The 18,541-nt window shown below is 42.8% G+C and carries 23 protein-coding genes; 15 read left to right on the top strand and 8 right to left on the bottom strand.

Annotation, left to right across the window (positions count from 1 at the left end; genetic code table 11):
* Positions 1 to 90: 90 nt before the first annotated feature.
* The 8 genes from CGZ90_RS14930 (at position 91) to CGZ90_RS14895 (ending at position 10,589) form a co-directional block, all read left to right on the top strand.
* Complete coding sequence (locus CGZ90_RS14930) at positions 91 to 1,302, top strand: metallophosphoesterase family protein (RefSeq protein ID WP_133063603.1); 1,212 nt, start codon at positions 91 to 93, stop codon at positions 1,300 to 1,302.
* A gap of 24 nt (positions 1,303 to 1,326) precedes the next feature.
* Positions 1,327 to 4,311: an ATP-binding protein gene (locus tag CGZ90_RS14925; protein WP_094253331.1), complete on the top strand. Its 2,985-nt coding sequence runs from the start codon at positions 1,327 to 1,329 to the stop codon at positions 4,309 to 4,311.
* A gap of 62 nt (positions 4,312 to 4,373) precedes the next feature.
* Entirely contained in the window at positions 4,374 to 5,045 is a 672-nt protein-coding gene (locus CGZ90_RS14920; protein WP_094253330.1) for a response regulator transcription factor, read from the top strand.
* Entirely contained in the window at positions 5,042 to 6,412 is a 1,371-nt protein-coding gene (locus tag CGZ90_RS14915) for a sensor histidine kinase (protein ID WP_094253329.1), read from the top strand. The genes CGZ90_RS14920 and CGZ90_RS14915 overlap by 4 nt, the downstream gene beginning before the upstream one ends.
* Positions 6,412 to 7,623 (top strand): MFS transporter, encoded by a 1,212-nt coding sequence (locus CGZ90_RS14910; RefSeq protein WP_094253328.1) that lies wholly within the window; start codon positions 6,412 to 6,414, stop codon positions 7,621 to 7,623. Before CGZ90_RS14915 ends, CGZ90_RS14910 begins: the two co-directional genes overlap by 1 nt.
* A 57-nt stretch (positions 7,624 to 7,680) precedes the next feature.
* On the top strand, positions 7,681 to 8,640 hold the full coding sequence (gene yhaM, locus CGZ90_RS14905) for a 3'-5' exoribonuclease YhaM (RefSeq protein ID WP_094253327.1): 960 nt from the start codon (positions 7,681 to 7,683) through the stop codon (positions 8,638 to 8,640).
* Positions 8,641 to 8,960: 320 nt separating this feature from the next.
* Positions 8,961 to 10,265, top strand: a complete 1,305-nt coding sequence (locus tag CGZ90_RS14900) for an MDR family MFS transporter (RefSeq protein WP_094253431.1) — start codon at positions 8,961 to 8,963, stop codon at positions 10,263 to 10,265.
* Positions 10,266 to 10,328: 63 nt separating this feature from the next.
* Positions 10,329 to 10,589 carry a sporulation YhaL family protein gene (locus tag CGZ90_RS14895; RefSeq protein ID WP_240515449.1) on the top strand — a complete coding sequence of 87 codons (261 nt, stop codon included), beginning with the start codon at positions 10,329 to 10,331 and terminating at the stop codon, positions 10,587 to 10,589.
* A gap of 496 nt (positions 10,590 to 11,085) precedes the next feature.
* Here CGZ90_RS14895 and CGZ90_RS14890 read toward each other — a convergent pair whose 3' ends face one another.
* Positions 11,086 to 11,955, bottom strand: a complete 870-nt coding sequence (locus CGZ90_RS14890; RefSeq protein WP_094253325.1) for a peptidylprolyl isomerase — start codon at positions 11,953 to 11,955, stop codon at positions 11,086 to 11,088.
* A gap of 208 nt (positions 11,956 to 12,163) precedes the next feature.
* On the opposite strand from CGZ90_RS14890, the gene CGZ90_RS14885 reads away from it, so the two are divergent.
* The 3 genes from CGZ90_RS14885 to CGZ90_RS14875 all read left to right on the top strand — a co-directional run bounded on the left by CGZ90_RS14885 (position 12,164) and on the right by CGZ90_RS14875 (position 12,638).
* A complete protein-coding gene (locus tag CGZ90_RS14885; protein WP_133063602.1) occupies positions 12,164 to 12,256 on the top strand; it encodes a YjcZ family sporulation protein in 93 nt (30 codons plus the stop codon).
* Positions 12,257 to 12,424: 168 nt separating this feature from the next.
* The gene (locus tag CGZ90_RS14880) at positions 12,425 to 12,511 is read left to right on the top strand and encodes a YjcZ family sporulation protein (protein ID WP_094253323.1); all 87 of its coding nucleotides are present in this window, start codon (positions 12,425 to 12,427) and stop codon (positions 12,509 to 12,511) included.
* Between the two features lie 34 nt (positions 12,512 to 12,545).
* On the top strand, positions 12,546 to 12,638 hold the full coding sequence (locus CGZ90_RS14875) for a YjcZ family sporulation protein (RefSeq protein ID WP_094253322.1): 93 nt from the start codon (positions 12,546 to 12,548) through the stop codon (positions 12,636 to 12,638).
* Between the two features lie 80 nt (positions 12,639 to 12,718).
* On the opposite strand, the gene CGZ90_RS14870 is transcribed toward CGZ90_RS14875, so the two are convergent.
* On the bottom strand, positions 12,719 to 12,904 hold the full coding sequence (locus CGZ90_RS14870; RefSeq protein WP_240515448.1) for a hypothetical protein: 186 nt from the start codon (positions 12,902 to 12,904) through the stop codon (positions 12,719 to 12,721).
* 89 nt (positions 12,905 to 12,993) lie between these two features.
* On the opposite strand from CGZ90_RS14870, the gene CGZ90_RS14865 reads away from it, so the two are divergent.
* Positions 12,994 to 13,563, top strand: coding sequence for a YpmS family protein (locus CGZ90_RS14865; protein WP_094253320.1), 570 nt, complete (start codon positions 12,994 to 12,996; stop codon positions 13,561 to 13,563).
* 57 nt (positions 13,564 to 13,620) lie between these two features.
* Here CGZ90_RS14865 and CGZ90_RS14860 read toward each other — a convergent pair whose 3' ends face one another.
* A complete protein-coding gene (locus CGZ90_RS14860; RefSeq protein ID WP_094253319.1) occupies positions 13,621 to 14,172 on the bottom strand; it encodes a metalloprotease family protein in 552 nt (183 codons plus the stop codon).
* Between the two features lie 571 nt (positions 14,173 to 14,743).
* On the opposite strand from CGZ90_RS14860, the gene CGZ90_RS14855 reads away from it, so the two are divergent.
* Positions 14,744 to 15,085 (top strand): DUF1878 family protein, encoded by a 342-nt coding sequence (locus tag CGZ90_RS14855; RefSeq protein WP_094253318.1) that lies wholly within the window; start codon positions 14,744 to 14,746, stop codon positions 15,083 to 15,085.
* On the opposite strand, the gene CGZ90_RS14850 is transcribed toward CGZ90_RS14855, so the two are convergent.
* Together CGZ90_RS14850 and CGZ90_RS14845 are read right to left on the bottom strand one after the other, a co-directional pair.
* Positions 15,076 to 15,645, bottom strand: a complete 570-nt coding sequence (locus CGZ90_RS14850) for an HTH-type transcriptional regulator Hpr (RefSeq protein WP_094253317.1) — start codon at positions 15,643 to 15,645, stop codon at positions 15,076 to 15,078. The two genes, CGZ90_RS14855 and CGZ90_RS14850, sit on opposite strands and share 10 nt — an antisense overlap.
* A 205-nt stretch (positions 15,646 to 15,850) precedes the next feature.
* The gene (locus CGZ90_RS14845; RefSeq protein WP_094253316.1) at positions 15,851 to 16,123 is read right to left on the bottom strand and encodes a YtxH domain-containing protein; all 273 of its coding nucleotides are present in this window, start codon (positions 16,121 to 16,123) and stop codon (positions 15,851 to 15,853) included.
* Positions 16,124 to 16,275: 152 nt separating this feature from the next.
* Between CGZ90_RS14845 and CGZ90_RS14840 the strand changes: the two genes are divergently transcribed.
* A complete protein-coding gene (locus CGZ90_RS14840; protein WP_094253315.1) occupies positions 16,276 to 16,467 on the top strand; it encodes a hypothetical protein in 192 nt (63 codons plus the stop codon).
* A 128-nt stretch (positions 16,468 to 16,595) separates the two neighbouring features.
* A complete protein-coding gene (locus CGZ90_RS14835; protein WP_165766872.1) occupies positions 16,596 to 17,009 on the top strand; it encodes a YkvA family protein in 414 nt (137 codons plus the stop codon).
* Positions 17,010 to 17,057: 48 nt separating this feature from the next.
* On the opposite strand, the gene CGZ90_RS14830 is transcribed toward CGZ90_RS14835, so the two are convergent.
* The 3 genes from CGZ90_RS14830 to CGZ90_RS20975 all read right to left on the bottom strand — a co-directional run.
* Positions 17,058 to 17,579: a tryptophan transporter gene (locus CGZ90_RS14830; protein WP_094253313.1), complete on the bottom strand. Its 522-nt coding sequence runs from the start codon at positions 17,577 to 17,579 to the stop codon at positions 17,058 to 17,060.
* 151 nt (positions 17,580 to 17,730) lie between these two features.
* Entirely contained in the window at positions 17,731 to 18,153 is a 423-nt protein-coding gene (locus CGZ90_RS14825) for an HIT family protein (protein ID WP_094253312.1), read from the bottom strand.
* 188 nt (positions 18,154 to 18,341) lie between these two features.
* On the bottom strand, positions 18,342 to 18,541 hold a 200-nt coding region (locus CGZ90_RS20975), incomplete at its 5' end, for a hypothetical protein (protein ID WP_205727412.1).

Genomic DNA, 18,541 nt, shown 5'->3' with positions numbered 1-18,541 from the left:
CGTATACATAGAACATCCGTTTGTTTTTCTCCTCTAAAATTCGTTTAAAGTGGTAAAATAATGAGAGAATAAGAGGTAAAAGGATGTGTGATGATGATTACATTTATTCACTGTGCCGATCTTCATCTGGACAGTCCATTTAAGGGATTGAAAGGATTGCCTAAATCCATATTTGATAGATTGCAAGAAAGCACATTCGCCTCATTCAGCAGGCTGACTGATGCAGCAATTGAGGAAAAAGTGGATTTTATGCTGATTGTCGGGGATGTGTTTGATGGAGATATGAGAAGCCTTAAAGCACAATTCCGTTTTAATAAAGAAATGGAAAAGCTTAATAAATATGGCATTACCGTCTTTGTTTCCCACGGAAACCATGATCATCTCGGGGGACAGTGGACAGATCTAGACTGGCCTGAAAATGTTATCTTTTTTGCTGGGAACAACGTTCAGCAGGTACCCTTCATTAAGAATGGAGTAACAGCAGCCCTGATTCATGGATTCAGCTATGAAACGAAGGCTGTAGAAGAGAACCGGACGAGCCAATACCCTGTCAAAGCAGGGGACGTGCATCATATCGGCATGCTTCATGGCCAGGCAGCGGGGTACACGGGACATGATCCTTACGCACCTTTTCTGCTGCAGGAACTGATCAGCAAAAATTATGACTACTGGGCTTTAGGCCATATACATAAACGGAGCGAGCTGTCTTTACAGCCGCCAGTCTGTTATTCAGGCAACATTCAAGGCAGGCATAAAAACGAGACAGGAGAAAAAGGTGCATATGTCGTCACACTCAATGAGAACGGGGCGGAAAGCCGCTTTATCCCAACTTGCGATATTATCTGGAAAGAAATAATCCTGGATATGTCAACGGTGGATCGTGAGTCTGATCTTTTAAACAAATGTTTAATTTTTAAAGAAGAAATGCGTGAAGAAAGCAGGGGAGTCCTCCTAAGAGTCATTTTAACAGGAAAAAGCTCTATATTCTTAAGTCTCTCGGCTTTTTTGCTGGAACTGCATGATGTATTGAATGAAGAAGAAAACGGAGAAGATTTTGTTTATGTTCATGAGATCATCAATGATTGTTTTCCGGCGGATGCAGACGGTAATCAGTCAAACACAGGATTTTGGAGCGATGTGCAGCAGACACTAGAAGACAGCAGCTGGATTGAGGAAACATTAGGTGATCTGTATCACCATCGGCAGGCTGCAAAATATCTTGATAGACTTCCGGAAGAAGAGATGAAGGAACTGATTAAACAGGCAGAAAATGAGCTTTTGCAGGAACGGTTCAAGAGCTAAAAACAGGAGAGGAGGAAGACAGGGATGGTATCCATTAAACATCTGTATATCTACCAATTTGGCGGGATGAAGCAGTGGGAAGCAAAGGATTTATCAGCGGGACTGAACGTTTTTTACGGTGAGAATGAGGCAGGGAAAACAACCATTATGCAGTTCATAACAGCCGTTTTATTTGGATTTTCAGGCAGAACGCAGAGCGGAAGTCGCTATGAACCGAAAGATGGAGGCAGGCGGGGCGGAAAGATTGTCTTTTACGATGCTGCTTGGGGAGATGTAACTGTTGAACGGGTAGACAGTTCGAAGGCTGCGGGAGATGTAACGGTATACCTGGAAAACGGTGAAACGCATGGAGAAGATTTTTTAAAAACCTGGCTGAACGGATTAGATAAATCTTTCTTTCAAGGGATTTTCAGCTTCGGACTCGATGGTCTTCAGCAGCTCGATCTTATGAGTGAAAAAGAACTTGGGGATTTTCTATTAGGAGCTGGGATGACAGGAGGGGAAAATCTTTCTGCGTTAGAAGGACGGCTCGAAAGAAAATGGAGCACACTGTTTAAACCAGGAGGAAGGAAACCTTTAATAAACAGCAAGATTGCTGAGCTGAAGGATGCAGAGGAAAACCTGGCAAAATGGAAAAAAAAGAATGAAAGCTACGCTATGCTGCTGAGAGAAAAGGAACAGAAATCAGCCGCAAAAGGAGAGCTGCTGCAGAGGATTACAGAAGCAGAAAAAGAGATCGGACGTTTAAACAAGTGGATGGAACTCGAGCCCGTTCTGCAAAAGTGGAGCGAAAGCGGCCGATATATAGCCGAGACAGGTGATCATTTTTTTCCTGAGGATGGATTGAGAAGGTATGAAGCATGGAGAGCGCAGGCTGTATCTATGGAAGGGGAGCTTGGTTATCTTAAGGAAAAAATGGATGCGATACGGCAAGAGACAGATCCATCAAAGAATAAATACATTACAGGCAATGAAGATGAAATCAGATTGATGGGTGAACAGTATCACCGGTACAAGCTGATGAAAGAAGAAGCTGAAACGCTGCATGCGGCGCTTGCTGAAAACGGCCGATCTGTATGGGAAATCAGTAAAGAAGCTGGGGGAGAATGGACTAAAGAGAAAGTGCAGTCACTTATTCTTACACTTGCCGCAAAAAATAGCTGGATGCAGATGTTTAACAATCTTCAGCAGCTTCAGCAAAGAAAAGAAATACTTGATGATCAGCTGGAAAGGTCTCGTAAGAATCTTGAAGAAGCAGAGATGAAAGAGGAAGAGCTTCGTTTAAAGCTTATGCCGGATGAAGACAGAGAAAAGCTTGTTGAAAAGAGACAGGCGTTTTTTCAAAATAGAATGAACTCTTCTAAGGAAGCAGAGCTCACCGCAGAATACGAGTATGTGACTAGGCTGCTTAAGACTGAAAAGAACAAAAGCAGCTATAAACAAGGCATAAAGTGGATAGCCGCCTGCCTCTTACTAGGAGTTCTTATGACTGCAGCCGCTGTTTTCACTTCTGATATCCTATTCTATCCCGCACTGCTGCTGCTTTTCACAGGAGCTTTTTTAGCAGCTGACTATTTTAAAAAGAAGCGGTATGTACTCTCTTTGCAAAAAGAAGAAGAAAAGCTGAGGCGCTATAAGAATTCTGAAAGCGACTCCCTAAACACGGAAGACTGGCTGCAGGTGCTTGAAGACGAAGAGAGGAGACGTTCGCAATGGGAACTTGCTCTGCGTGAACTGGAAGAGGAAGAAAAAAATTATCACGAGATTGCACATGCACTTGATCAAATTGAACTAAAAGAACATCGCCTCTATCAAGAGGCTGATACTTGGATGCAGGACTTCGGTTGGAACGGTGCGCCTCATATGCTGTTCACCGCGGGTATTCTTGATGTTTTAGGAAAAGTGAAAAATTTATACGAAGAAGCAGACCGGATTAACGTAAAGCTTCACAAACTGGCTGAAAATACGGCTTCTTTTGAGAGAAGGGTGTTTCGGGCAGCAGAGGAGGCAGGCTTAAAGGGAAATGATCCAGGGTTTCTTCTGAAAGAAATGAATGATCTGCTGAATAAAAAGGAAAAGTCTGATGAACGGCTGAGAGAGATGGAGAGGCAAAATCAGTCTTTTGCAGAACGTTCAGCAGAAATTACGAACAGGCTAAAAAAGATAGAAGAAGAAACAAAAAGACTTCTGACAGCAGCAAGATGCATTGATGAAAACGAATTTTACACTGCCGCACGGGCATATGAATCATACTTTGCTCATAAACAGACGTTTAAAGAGGCAAGTCTGCACCTCGCATCGCTTGGCTATGATGAATATCAAATAAAAGACATGGCTGAAGCAGTGCTTCTTGAACCGGCAAAACTAGTTAGCGAGCTTGAGCAGATGAAAGAGATGCTTTCACTGTGGAAAAAAGAGAAGAATATGCTGAGCGATGAATGTTCACAGCTTGATTATGAAATGAAAATGCTGCTTGAGGATGGCACATATTCAGCTGCTGTCCATAAATTTCAGCAGCTGAAGAGCGAGCTTGGAAACCTTGCAAAAGAGTATGCTGTCTATAAAATCACGCATGCTGCCATAATGAAAACACGGGAGAAGTACAGGACAGAGAAATTGCCGGCTGTGCTGGAAGAAACGTCAAAGCTCTTTGCAGAGGCATCCCAAAATCGTTATACGAGCGTGAACCTGAATCAGGATGGATTGCTATATGTACAAGATCAGAAGAATACAAGATTTTCGCCAGCAGAACTAAGCAAAGGGACAGCGGAACTGCTCTATCTTTGCATCAGGGCAGCACTTGCCATACATTCAGGTGATTTGAAAATGCTCATGGTAATGGATGATATTACCGTGAATTTTGATAAAAAGAGGACCAGGCAGGCAGCTGGCTTGATAAAGAACATTGCAAGGGAACGCCAAGTTTTGTATTTTACATGCCATGAACACGTAATGGAAGTTTTTTCTCACAAAAAGGTGTATGATTTGAATGTGAAATCTGCAGTATAATACGTTTGACGAGCCTAATTTAAGGCTGTCATTGCATACAGCTAGTAAGGAGGCGATGTAGGTTGCAGCCATACAGGATTGTTTTAGTAGAGGATGAAATAGACTTAGGGCACGTTCTCCAGGCATACATGGAAAGGGAAGGCTGGGAGGTCTGTCTCTATCATAATGGCGAAGATGCGCTCTTATCTGAAACAAAGTCCCCGCATTTATGGGTGCTGGACATAATGCTTCCGGGGATGGACGGTTATGAACTCATTAAGGAGATAAAAAAGAAGGGGGATGTCCCTGTCATCTTCATATCGGCGCGCGATCAGGATCTTGACCGCATTGTCGGACTGGAGCTTGGCGGAGACGATTACCTAGCAAAACCATTTCTCCCTCGTGAGCTGGTTATAAGAGCGAGAAAGCTTCTGTCAAGAGTGTATGAACAAGGCGGTGTTATGCCAAAAACGATTGAGGTGACGGGCTATACAATCGATCTTGCGGCAAGAAAGATTACGAGAGACAACGAGCCTATCAGCCTGACATCTAAAGAGATGGATGTACTGCTGTACTTGATAGAAAATAAAGGACAAGCCCGAACGAGAGATGAGATCCTTCACTCGGTTTGGGGAGAGGATTATTTTGGCTCAGAGCGTGCGGTCGATGATGTGATAAGAAGGATCAGAAAAAAATTACCGCGAGTAAACCTTGAGACAGTGTATGGAGCGGGATACAGGATCGTCCCGACATGATTTCGCTTACCTTGACACAGCGAATCTGGCTGTCATTCGCTCTTTTACTAATGACGGTCGGTGTGCTGACAGCAGTCCTCTATCCATTGTCCATCAAGGACACAATGACAGACGAGACGTACCGCATAATAGAAGCCGAACAAGAACGCCTCAGCGATCCGCAAGCGGCTGAGCGGAACCTTGATAAATCGATTGATTTTATCGAGAGGCGCAATGCCTCTCGTTCTGTCGGACACATTATGCTCATCAACCAGTATTACGAGAGAAAAGGAGACCTTGTACCAGAAAACGTCTTGGCAGAGATGGGGAAAAAAGCGTATAAGCAGAAAAAAGATCGCGGCCACTATGAACTTACATACCGCGGAGCTGTTCTGTTCTATGTGATTTCAAAGAGTGACAGAGGCGATTCGGGTGAGAACGTCTACTATATCTCGTATATGTGGGATACGTACCGTGACCACATGGTTAACCGCCTCTGGCAGCGCCTAGTTATTATTCTCCTGCTCACAGGACTGCTAGCTGTCATACCAGCAATCTGGCTGGCAAGGTACTTGCGTTCTCCTCTTAAAATTTTAGGAAGACGGTTCGAACAGATCGCACAGCGCAACTGGCAGGAACAGTTTTATTGGAAGAGCGAAGATGAATTTAAAGTCCTGTCTCTTCAATTTGAAAAAATGAGACAGAACCTTCTCCGCCATGATGCTGCACAAAAAACGTTCATCCAGCATGCATCTCACGAACTGAAGACACCGCTCATGACGATCAAAAGCTACGCTCAGTCTGTTAAGGACGGCATCCTCCCGAAGACAAATGTTGAAGGGATGATGGATGTTATTTTAGGCGAGACGAAGCGGATGGAAAAAAGAGTGCAAAATATGCTTTATTATACAAAGCTGGATGCAGTAAAGTTCGATGCATTAGAAAAAGAGGATTTAAGGTTTGGCGATTTATGCGAAGAAATCATTGAACGTTTTCAATACTTGCGTGAAGATATTTCTTTTCATGCTGAAGGTGAGGACGTACATTTTATGGGAGACAGAGAGCAGTGGACCATTCTGCTCGAAAACCTTGTGCAGAACGCGATCCGCTATGCACGCGCCTCAATCCTTATAAAAGCCGAAATCAGCAGCGGAGTGCTGACCGCTCAAGTGTTTAATGACGGCGAGAAACTTACATCTGTTCAGACAGAGGAGCTTTTTCAGCCGTTTAGGAAGGGAAGCAAAGGCCAGTTCGGGCTCGGGCTTGCTATAGTAAAAAGAATTGCAGAATTGCACGGCGGAACGGCTGATGCACTAAATACAGAACACGGTGTTGTTTTCCGTATTACCGTTCCTTTCGTACAGTCTGACAGAGAGGAAATTAAATAATGGCTGCTAATAGAAATCCGCGCAAAGCGCCTCTCGCAGTGCTAATGTTTAATCTGTTTATTATCATGGTAGGAATCGGACTGGTCATTCCAATCCTGCCGTATTACATCGAAGAATTTCAGGCTTCTGGCAGGGAGCTTGGGCTCTTAATCGCTATATTTGCTTTTATGCAATTCCTGTTCGCTCCTGTATGGGGGCGTCTTTCAGACAAGTACGGACGCAAACCGCTCGTTGCACTTGGTATGTTCGGTTTTGCGGCAGGAGAATTCATTTTTGCTTTTGCAACGGACTTATGGATGCTATTCCTGTCACGTGCGATAGCAGGAATTTTTGGATCTGCACTGATGCCGACTGCCATGGCCTATGTTGCAGATGTAACTACGGAAGAAGACCGCGGGAAAGGAATGGGGATGATTGGTGCAGCGATGGCACTTGGAATCGTCATCGGACCTGGAATTGGCGGATGGCTTGCAGAATATAATCTGAGCTATCCGTTCTTTGCAGCAGGTTTCGCTGCAATAGTTGGAGGGCTTGTGTCACTGTTTCTGCTTTCCGAATCCTTAAGTGAAGAAGAAAAAGCAAAGGCAAAGAACAAAAAGAAAACGAGCATGCTGTCAAACATGGTATCGGCCCTGAAAGGACCGCTCGGTTTTCTGCTTATTCTTGTGTTTGTCATCAGCTTTGCACTCACAAACTTTCAGGCTATTTTCGGCTTTTATATGCTTAAAAAGTTTGGTTATGGTCCGAGTGAGGTTGGAATCCTCGTTGCGGCGACTGGTATTATTGGTGCGATAGCGCAGGGGACGCTCGTTGGCCGTCTGACTCGAACGTTTGGAGACAGCAAAGTGGTGACAGGAGCCCTTCTTGTCAGTGCCGGCGGCTTTGTGCTCATGACATTTGCAGGAAGCTATCTCACCGTACTGCTGACGGTCAGCTTGTTCTTCCTCGGCAACTCAATAGTCAGGCCGGCAGTCAATTCTCTTATATCCAAGATGGCGGGCACAGAGCAAGGGATGATCATGGGATTGAACAACTCGTTTTTCAGTCTTGGCAACGCGATCGGACCGATTGTCGCAGGTGCTCTGTTTGAGCTTCATATGGAATGGCCGTATTGGTTCGGAGCAATACTGATGATCATCACTCTTCTCGCGATGAAAGTGTGGGGTTCGCGGAAAAAAGAGGAAGAAATGGCGGGGAGTATTCATTCGTAGCCTGTTCGCTGGCTGTGATATACTTTATATAAAGATTGAATTATCGGAGGCGGAGCGATGAAAAAAGGTATTGCATTTTATAAAGTCGGAGAAGCGGTAGACGGATTTTTCCTGATTAAATCTGCCGTTAAGGGCGTTGCCAGCAATGGAAAACCTTTTATGACCATTCATCTTCAGGATCAGACCGGTGACGTGGAGGCAAAGCTTTGGGACTGTTCACCTGAGGATGAAGAAATCTACATACCTCAATCGATCGTCCGCATCGGCGGTGAGATGGGAAGCTATCGCGGAAAGTCACAGATGAAGCTCAAAGCTATTCGCCCAGCAACAGAGCTTGACGGAGTTAAGATGAGCGATTTTCTTGAAACGGCTCCGTTGTCACAAGAGACAATGGGTGAAGCAGTGACCAAGTACATTTTTGAAATGAAGAACCCAAATATTCAGCGCCTCACACGCCATCTATTGAAAAAGCATCAGACTGCGTTCTTTGAGTATCCCGCTGCGGTTAAGAATCATCATGAGTTCGTGTCGGGTCTCGCATACCATGTCGTCTCGATGCTTGACCTCGCAAAGGCTTTATCCAAGCTTTATCCTTCGCTGGATACTGACCTGCTTTATTCAGGCATCATCCTGCACGATCTTGGAAAAGTCATTGAGCTTTCAGGGCCGGTTGCGGCAAGCTACACACTCGAAGGCAAGCTTTTAGGCCATATTTCCATCATGGTTAACGAAATCGGACAGGCAGCCAGAGAACTCGAAATCGACGGTGAAGAAGTTACTGTGCTTCAGCATCTAGTACTAAGCCACCATAGCAAGCCCGAGTGGGGCAGCCCGAAAGCGCCGATGATCCGCGAGGCTGAAATTCTTCATATGATTGACAATTTTGATGCAAGGATGAATATGATGGACCGCGTGTTAAATAAGACAGAGCCAGGCGAGTTTACAGAAAAAGTGTTTGCGCTAGAAAACCGTTCGATGTATAAACCGTCATTTCAGAAGGAACCTGTAGGAAAGTAATTGCATTTTATGGGAATTAGTGTTAAATTGGAAATAGATTTTGAATTTACAGGAGGCTGTTATCATGGAAATCATTGTTCAAGGAAAGGTGCGCAATCAGACTAAATAATTCTTAACCATATTATGGTTGAGGTCTATTTATGTTTGTTTGATCCATCTTCTCTTGAACAGCTGATTTCCTGACGTACGATAGTCTTTTTCTAAAGCCTATAGTCCGCGCAGGGATATCTTTGCGGTGCTATAGGTTTTTTTGTGTGCCTTCCGCTGCTGTTTCCCCTGAGAAGATGCTTATTGGAAAAAAACAGATTGGATGTGGCATTATGAAATGGAAAGATTGGGACCGCAATATTAAAGTGCGGCTTTTAGGAGAATTCACGTTTAATGTACTATTTTGGATGTACTTCCCGTTTATGGCCGTCTATTTTGCAGATGAGCTAGGAAAGGGGATGGCAGGGGCGCTTCTAGTCGCCTCGCAGCTTGTTGGTGTATTTGCCAACTTAGTAGGAGGCTACTGTGCAGACCGTTATGGCAGAAAAAAAATGATGGTGTTTGCAGCAGCCGGTCAGACGGTATCCTTTGTATTTTTTGTTCTGGCTAACTCGCCGTGGTTTACATCTCCGATCATCACTTTTTTGGCGTTCACAGCGCTTGGTGTTTTCGGTTCTCTGTATTGGCCAGCCAGCCATGCAATGATTGCAGATGTCGTGCCTGAAAAGCATCGAAGCAGCGTATTTGCCGTATTCTATACGTCAATTAATATATCTGTTGTTTTTGGCCCGATATTGGGAAGTATCTTTTTCTTTCAATACCGTTTCGGCTTGCTGCTAGCTTGTCTTGTCGTCAGCTTTATTCTGACGATTATTCTTGACAAAATGATAAGGGAAACGGTTCCTCTCAGGGATACTGCCGAAGCTGTTCAAGAAGACAGCAGTCCAAGAAAATGGAGCGATGCGGTATGGAACCAGTTGAAGGATTACCGTGTTATCGCATCTGATAAGCTGTTCCTGCTCTTTATCGTGGCTGGAATACTTGTCGCTCAGACGTTCATGCAGCTGGATCTTCTTATCGCGGTGTATACGACTGAAAAGGTACCGGAGCAGACACTCTTATCTGTTGGCAGCTGGGATCTTACACTGACAGGCGAGAAGCTGTTCGGTTACCTCGTATCTTCCAATGGCTTGCTCGTAGCGCTTTTCACTGTTTTTATGGCGAAATGGATGTCTAAATACCGTGAAGGCAATGTATTTGTTATGTCATCTGTCCTTTACGGTGCAGGTATGTTTGTATTTGGAAGTACAGACCTTGTCTGGTTTCTATTCATTGGAATCGTTATTTTCACAGCTGCTGAGCTGATGGTTGTGGGGATTCAGGAGAGTTTTATTTCCAAGCTGGCACCTGAACATATGAGAGGCCAATATTTTGCGGCAGCAGGTCTGCGATTTACGATCGGCCGCAGTATTGCTCCGGTTACGATCCCGATGACAATGTGGATTGGTTTCCAAAACACATTTTACGTACTTGTTTTCTTAGCACTAATGAGCGCAGTGCTGTACCACTTTATGTTCAAAGCGTTTGACCGAAAAGAACAGACTGTAAAATTAGCCAAAACTGAAGTGCTGACATGACATAATCAAAGCTTTGCCATCATAGGATAATGTAAAGCTTGTCTTATGAAAGGGGTAGGGTACATGAAAGGTTACGCGGCACTTTTCTTTGGAGTAATTTTAATTACAGCGTTTGTGTTAAAAGAATACACAGGGCCTGTTGCTGCTCTGTTCAACGCGACGCCTTGGTGGATGTACTTCGTTCTCGGCGGCATTATCCTGAGCGGATACAGAAGTTATACCGCTTTTTACGTCGACCGGGAAGAGGAACTAAAGCTTATTGAAGAAGAAGGCAGAGTATATATGGAGCGCATCGCAGAAAGACGAGCGAAGATAGAGAACTAAATTGCGAGGATTAGAAAAGACAGAGCTGAGCGCTCTGTCTTTTTTTGCGTACAGTATTAAAAAAAGAAGGAGAACAGGTGAATGTTGATAGAAGATTGGCGCAAGCGGCTATTAAACGGCGTGTTTTTACAACATAGGTGAGTGAAATGGCTCAGGGGTGAAAGTTTAACAAACAATGCCTTATCCATGAGGAATATTTTCATTCTTACTTCAATTGCTACTGCTGATCTTTTATTACACTCGGTTAATCACCTTTGAATTCATCATTGATAAGGTTGATCGGAGTGTAAGGTGCCGACTCCAGCGGGACGAGTGGGACAGGTGAGACCCTTTAGGGCGCGTAGCGGCAAAGGGGCTCACCGCCCGCCCCGCGGAAAGCGTGCACCTGAAACGGAGAGCAACCCCTCCTCTGAAATCTAAAAGCAACTAGGTATACAAAAGTACCTAAAAAAATCCCCGCTAGCCACAATGGTCAGCGGGGACATTACTATAAAAGTTATTGAGGCATTGGCTGCTGTTCTTGAGCTTTCAATGCGTCTTTAAGATCTTTATCCTTGATCTTAACATCAGCTTTCTTGCGGAGCTTGTCCACGATTTCCTGGATAGGCTTCGCTTTTTGCTGCTTAAGTTCTTTCACAATTTCATCTTTCTTATCTTCGAACTTGTTCTCACGCTTATCTTCTACCTTGATGATATGGTAGCCATAGTCGGATTTAACAGGCTCAGAGATTTTCCCTTTTTCAAGAGAGAATGCTGCTTTATCAAAAGCAGGAACCATTGCGCCTTTACCGAAGAATCCAAGATCTCCGCCCTTAGTTTTAGAGCCTGGGTCTTTAGAATACTCTTCTGCAAGCTTTGCAAAATCTCCGCCTTTATCAAGCTTAGCTTTTACTTCTTTTGCTGTTTTTTCATCGTCAACAAGAATGTGGCTAGCTTTTACTTCTGTTTTATATTTCTCTTCGAACACTTTCTTTGCTTCTTCATCAGAAACTTTCACGCCGCTTGTCGCTGCTTTTTCGCTTGCAAGCATGCCTTTGATACGCTCTTTTAGAACTTTTTCATCTTTAATGCCGTTTTGCTCAAGAAGCTGTTTGAATGCATCCTCGCCGCCTGATTCTTTCTTAATCTTTTCGATCTCTTTATCGACTTCTTTATCGGAAACCTTATATTCCTTTTCTAGTACCATCTGGTCAACCATTTCCTTCAAAACTTGGTTGCCGTAGCGGTCCTTAAGCTCCTGATAAAATTCGTCCTGCGTGATGTCACCGGCTTTGGACTCGACTACTTTTTCAGATCCGCCGGAGTTGCATGCAGATAAAGACAATAGGCCAGCTGTTAAGCCGACAGATAATAACCATTTTTTCATTCTGTAACACTCCTACATTTTGAAGTAATAATTTAACAACTCTTACTATAGCATAAACACGACCGTAATTCCTATTCAAGCAGGAAAATATGAGAAAATTTACACAAAGAAAAGGGTTAATAAAAAAAATAATGAAAAACCGGGTCATTCGCCTAAACCAATTGGGTGTCTGCTCTATATGATAACAGAAATGAAGGAGGGGTTTATTATGAGTTATGGGTATGGAAGCGGACATGGATTTGCAATTATTTTGGTGCTGTTTATTCTATTGGTCATTATTGGCGGCCTCCTCTGCTGCTGATAGGGGAAAATTCCTAGCGCTAAGCCCTTCAGACAGTCTGAATCTGCCCCTGGCATAGTAACTAATTATCTAAATTCTTAAAGAAAAACCGGGAAAAAGGGCAGCCGCCTATGCGATTGTGGAGCATGCTGCATAGGATAGGATACAGATAATTGAGGAGGTGTCATCATGGGCTACGGATATGGAAAGGGCTTTGCGCTGATTGTTGTGTTGTTTATTCTATTAATCATCGTAGGCGCTGCTTGGTGCTGCTAAGTAAGAGAACAGTGTCTGCTTTAAATAAGGAGGTATGAAAATGGGTAAAGCATACGGAAACAGCTTTGCGCTTGTTGTTGTATTATTTATATTGCTCATTATCATCGGTGCATGTTGGGTCTGCTAATGAGAAGATTATGGTTTGGAAGCAGCAAGGGGGAGAAGAAACAGTTCCCCCTTGCTTTATTTTTGTTTTGTAGAAAAAATTCAGGCAAATACGTTTTCAATGTACACAGAAATGAGCAGAATGGTTAACAGGATATTTACGGTGCGGAATACCTGAAACTGCTTTTCTGCTGGAATTTCTCTTTGAGCGCATAATCGGTCAGTGAGTGAATTAAAAATGAATAGCAGGACAGGTGCCACGAATACAAAGATATTGCCTGTCATCATACATACCCCCAAAAGTAAAAAAGTCCCATGTTTAACTTTATCAAATGTTAAGGAATAAGAGTAGAAAATAATAATTTGGAGATGAAAAGATGAGAAATGGATGGAAGGCAGCCTTTTTTACGTTGCTGCTGATCGCGTTAATCGTACCGGTCGTACTTGTTTCAATGTTATTTATAAACCCCTCTAAAGGGAAATGGGATGACTCGAGACTAAATGACACTGTGGCAGGTGAAAAACTGCTCAGCGTGGAGACAGACAAGGAAAAGGTCGAGGAAATATTGAACAAAGAGATCAAGAAAAAACAGCCTAACTTGGACCTTTATGTGAACATGAGAGACGATATTTTAATAAAAGGAAAACTGCCTTTTATGGAAAGGGAATTTCCGTATCAAATTTCGTTTGAGCCTGAGGTTCTGAAAAATGGAGATCTTCTTTTAAAGGAGAAAGAGATTCAGGTCGGTCTTCTTCCGCTGCCAGGAAAAGAGGTATTCCAGCTGTTTCAGGCACAGGTTGATCTGCCAGAATGGATTGATGTGTATCCAAATGAAGAATCTCTGCATGTGAAATTAACGGAGATGGACGTTAAGAAAACATACAAAGTTAAAGCTGAAACCTTTGATTTGAAGAAGGATGTCATACGGTTAGGTGTTTATGAATAAAGGTGTATTCAGTTAAATACAAAAAGGAAGCGCACATACGCAGCGCTTCCTTTTTGTTTATGAAACTTTTTCATTGATAAGAATGAAAAAGCCGTTTATATCATGATCTTCTATAAGCGCTTCTTTCGGAGCTTTCAAAAGACAGCTGTAATAAATAAAGTCATAGATGCTTAGTGCAAAGTTTACCGCAGCAAATGTGATAAAGAACGGCATGAACACTGGCCAGGAATATGCGCTTGCAAAGCATCCAGATGTGATCAAGAAGAACGGTGACAGCACAGAAAGCTTCATGATCTTTAATGAAAGAGCAGTTTTAAATTGGCAGTGGATGTATGGCACACTTCCCGATGTCCTTTTATACACAAGCCCTGCGGGAATACCTGAGAGCCATAATGGCAAACAGTGTCCAATTTTATGAACAGGCAGGATGAACAGTATGGAAAGCAGGAACGGCCACCCGCCAGCTTCGATAATTATTGTTTCTGGAAAAAAAGCAAGAAAGAGATCATAAAAAAGCATAAAAAAAGCAAGTCCGCTAAAAAGGGATAGGATTAAAAGGCGCTGCGAGCCCATTGTCTTTTGAATATTGATCGATTTATAACAGTTCATAATTCACCTGATGTCTTTAAATTTACGTGGAAAAACCACTAACATAATTTACGACTTTTATAGATTGAAATCAATATGTTTTTTTAAAAAAACATGGTAATTTTAGACAAAGGTATCATGAGTTCAAATGACTTCTTATAAAATTGCGCTTTGTAAGGGGACAATCTCCTGTGAACGATTCATATTTCTCTTACGCTTCCTTCCATCGTTGCTTTATACATGGTTTGCAATTTTTTAAGGCTACTTGCGATTTCGACAATTAGTGGCTTGTAAGGATTTCTGGGCTTTCACTTTTGTATTACTTCCTGTATTGAGTTGTTTGGAGTGTAAGGTGCCGACTCCGGCGGGAAGAGTGGGAAGGTGAGACCTTCCAATGGCGCATGCGACGGAAGGGCTCACCTCTCACCCCTCGGAAAGCGTACACCTGAAACGGAAATCAACGGCTCCTTCGATTTCATTCAAAGTAAAGAAGTTTTCGAAAACAGCCTAAAGAAAACGTAAGACATTGTTACAAATCAGGCACTAATGAATTATAATATAGTCAAAGATTGTCCGGAAAGCAGGATGTTGGATGGAAACAATAGAGGAACGGGTAGAGAGGCTTGAATTTTATAATGAACTTACGGTAAAAAGCATCGATCTTTCCGCTTATCCATTTTATGCCCTAATCATGGAAAATAAGCTGACAGAAGAAGAGATGCAGGAGACAGAGGAACTGTGCACCAGGCTTGCGAAGAAATATGAGGTCATGCAGGAGGAAGGTTTTGTTCATTATACAGCACTGCTGATCGAGTTTGCAGGAATGCTGACGCCAAAATTAAAGCCCCGCCAAGCCATTATGGCTCTGCGGGACCAGGATTTATTTCTGCCTCTTATGAAAAAGCTATACGAGCTTTCTTTAACTTATGAATGAGTGCCGGCAAGCTCTGGTTCATCTTCTGATGCAGCGTTCATTTCTGCCTCGAATTTATCTTCGAGTTTATTGAATATAGACATGAAATCTTCACCGTACAAGTTGCGGATGATGAACATAAGGTCTGGGAACTCAGGGAACCTTCCATACAGATCCTTAATCGGCTGGGAAGCTGTATAGATGCTGAATTGTGAAGTGTCATATGTACTTAAAGTCTGAAGAAACAGTTCTTCTCCTTTTGGCGTCAGGCAGATATACGTGTTGCGCTTGTCATCTTCCTTCTTAGAGAAAGTCAGGTAGCCCTGCTCCTCAAGTTTTTTGGAGAAATTAAATGCAGTAGAGACGTGCATGACTCCAAACTTGGCGATATCGGAAATTGACGCTCCTTCTAAATGGTAGGCAATCCAAAGAATATGGTGCTCGTTTATGTTTAGGCCATAATCCTTAATCCAGTTTTGCCAGTCCTTTTCTACACTCTTCCATAATGCCTTGCTAATTTGAGCTAGTTTATGACTGTAGATCATTGCTTCTTTAAAATTGTACAGCTGTTCTTTGTTCATAGTAAACTGCCCTCCATCAAAAATCATACCATTACCTATTCCTCATTATGCCAATATTTCCTATAATAAGAAAGTTAAATTTTATAATTTTTTATATTTTTTTTAGTAAAATAGTTGGGTTAGTGAGTCTTTTGGTGCATTTAGGAATAGTTTTATCAAAAAAATGAAAAAAGCAGGCAAGCCGGACCGGCAAGCCTGCTTTAAATTACTGTTTATCTTCCATCATTTCCTCTTCGGCTGTATCTGCTGCTACTTCTTCCATCGCTTCTTTTTGCTCTTTTTTAGCAAAGGAAATGCGGTCTTTCAAGAGAATACCTTCTCTCTTTACATTTGAGATGGATGTTTTAACTTTATCCATACCTTTCTTTAAGTCTTCACGAACTTCTTTACCAGCTTTCGGAGTGGTAAGAAGTGCTGTGGCTGCTGTGACGACCGTTCCGATTGCAAAGCCAGTGATTACCGATTTTTTCTTAGACATGATGATTCCTCCTTGTTCTTTTCTTGCTATAGGATTTCTAGGCAATACAGCTTCATTCCTACAGAGAAAAAAGGCGAAACCTTAAATATTTCCCGAGCAGATTCGGCATGTTTGGACAAGCGCCCGCATACAATGGTACAGGGGGGATGGCGATGTGGTTCGTGACTTTACTGCTGCTGGCAGCAGGTTGTTTTTTACTAGTTAGAATGGGTTTGTCCCTTACAGCAGTAAGCCGTTACAGCTTCCGAAACAGAAGTGTTCAAAGAAAGAAAATCAGCGCCTTTTTAATTGGATTCCTAGGTGTTATTTTAGTGATTTTCTCTATGTATCTTTTTGTCGGATAATAAAATTTCGTCGAAAAATGACTAAGAAATTTCAGTTATTTTTCTGAAGAATAAGAGGGATTACAGCAGGGTTATGTTAGAAAAACAAGAAAGGAAGGTATATGATAAGGGAAAAGGAGGGGATTTTCTTGCAAAGGCATACGATCGGAAATTATTTTAATAAGATGAAGGAAAAAGCAGACAGCGTGTTTCAAAGCAAGGATGACACAACAGAGCTTCTTAACACTGCTGACAGCAAATCACAGTCTGACAGCATAATACAAGAGCTGAGTGCACAGGTGAAAGCACTTGTGAGACTGGTTAAGAGCTACAGACAGGGAACATATCGTGATATCTCCAAAAAATCCGTGCTCATCATGGTGGCAGGTCTGCTTTATTTTGTAAGCCCAGTTGATGCCATTCCGGATTTTCTTATCGGCCTTGGCTTTGCAGATGATGCTGCAGTACTTGGTTTCATCTTCCGAACGCTGAGCCAAGAAATCGACTCTTTTATGGAATGGGAAAGAAAAGAAGAAGACAGCTACATACATCCGGCTCCGTAATAGAAAAAGAGACACTCCGCAAAAAAGCGGAGTGTCTCTTTTAAGTTTTTAAAGCATAGAAGCAGTTGGCATCGTACGTTTTGTAATTTTAGAAGCGACCGGATAAAGAACGGCCATAAGTGCTGCGTTAAACCCAGCAGCAGGCAGTACAACCGTTAGGATCAGAGCAGTAAACGGCCCAGGAAGACCGACAATGACCAAAGCAGCCGTTAAGAATAACGTTCCGCTCACAATTGTACCAGCAGCGGTAAGGATTGTGGCAATGAGTGCGCTGCGCTTTAGTTTAGATACAGCTAGAATCAAGAAGAAAAAGATAAAAGCTGTCAGTGGTTTTTCTATAATATTTGCAAGCTGTCCGCCTGGGAAGCCTGTTGTAAGTGCTGAAATGATACCTGCACCTAGACTGGCCATAACAACGTTTCCTTTTTGAGGGTTGATCATGATCGCAAGGAACATCATCGTAAGAAGCATATCAGGCTTCATCCCCATAAAGAACGGAGGCACAATCGTATGCAGTACATATCCGAGTGCAAGGAGCACCCCAGTAAAAGCTAAAGATTTTGTATTCATTTCTCATCTCTCCTCATCTCTGCTCACTTAACGTGAAGCATTGTTTCCTTTCCAGCAGTGCCCTCATGGCCTGCTGCGAAAAGGCTTGTTTCATTTTAACAAATATATGTGCTGTGTGCCAGTGCAGTGCTGTTTTATGAAAATATTCCCACTACAGCTTTTCAGCTATAAGAGAGGCGGTTTTTGCCATCTCGTCGGCTGGAGTGTCTGTCGTTTTCCAAACTGCACCGAAGCCGTCTCCCTTTCCATAACGCGGGAGGAAGTGCATGTGATAATGAAACACGGTCTGTCCTGCCGCTTCTTTATTATTGTTCAAGATATTCAGCCCAACTGGCTCAAAAGCGGCATTAAGCGCGTTAGCGATTTTTGGCGCAGCAGAGAATAAAGAGGCAGCAGCCTGTTCAGGCAGCTCAAAAATATCTCTATGATGCTCCTTCGGTATGAGCAGAGTGTGCCCCTTTGTTACTTGGCTGATATCGAGAAAAGCGAGAACATGGTCATCTTCGTATACTTTGTAAGACGGGATCTGACCTGCAATGATTTTACAGAAAATGCAGTTTTCATCATGTTTCATCCTTATCACCTCGTATGTAAATGTTGTTTTCAGTTTAGCATAAAAACAGAAAAGGCTCTTTTCTTAAAGATAATTTGTTTTAGAGTAATTTGTTGTTGCAAAAAAATATAAGGAGGGATTCGCTGAAGGTAAACTGTCTTTCTTCAGCGTATTGCTTCTTTCTGAATCGTTATCACTTCTACTCTCTGTTACATAAAAATGTTGTTTTCATCAGGGTATATCAAATTCTTCTTCTTTCTTAAGCATCCTTGATTAGGTTGATTGGAGTGTAAGGTGCCGACTCCTCGAAAATGAAGTTCACATTTTCTTCGTGCGATGTCTTGCTGCGCAGCCTTACTTATCCAGCGGGACGAGTGGGACAGGTGAGACCCTTTAGGGCGCGCAGCGG

Source organism: Fictibacillus aquaticus, assembly GCF_002245695.1.
GTDB classification, from domain to species: Bacteria; Bacillota; Bacilli; order Bacillales; family Fictibacillaceae; genus Fictibacillus; species Fictibacillus aquaticus.
Note: the sequence above shows the minus strand (reverse complement) of the source record. Positions and strands in the feature narration are given on the sequence as shown.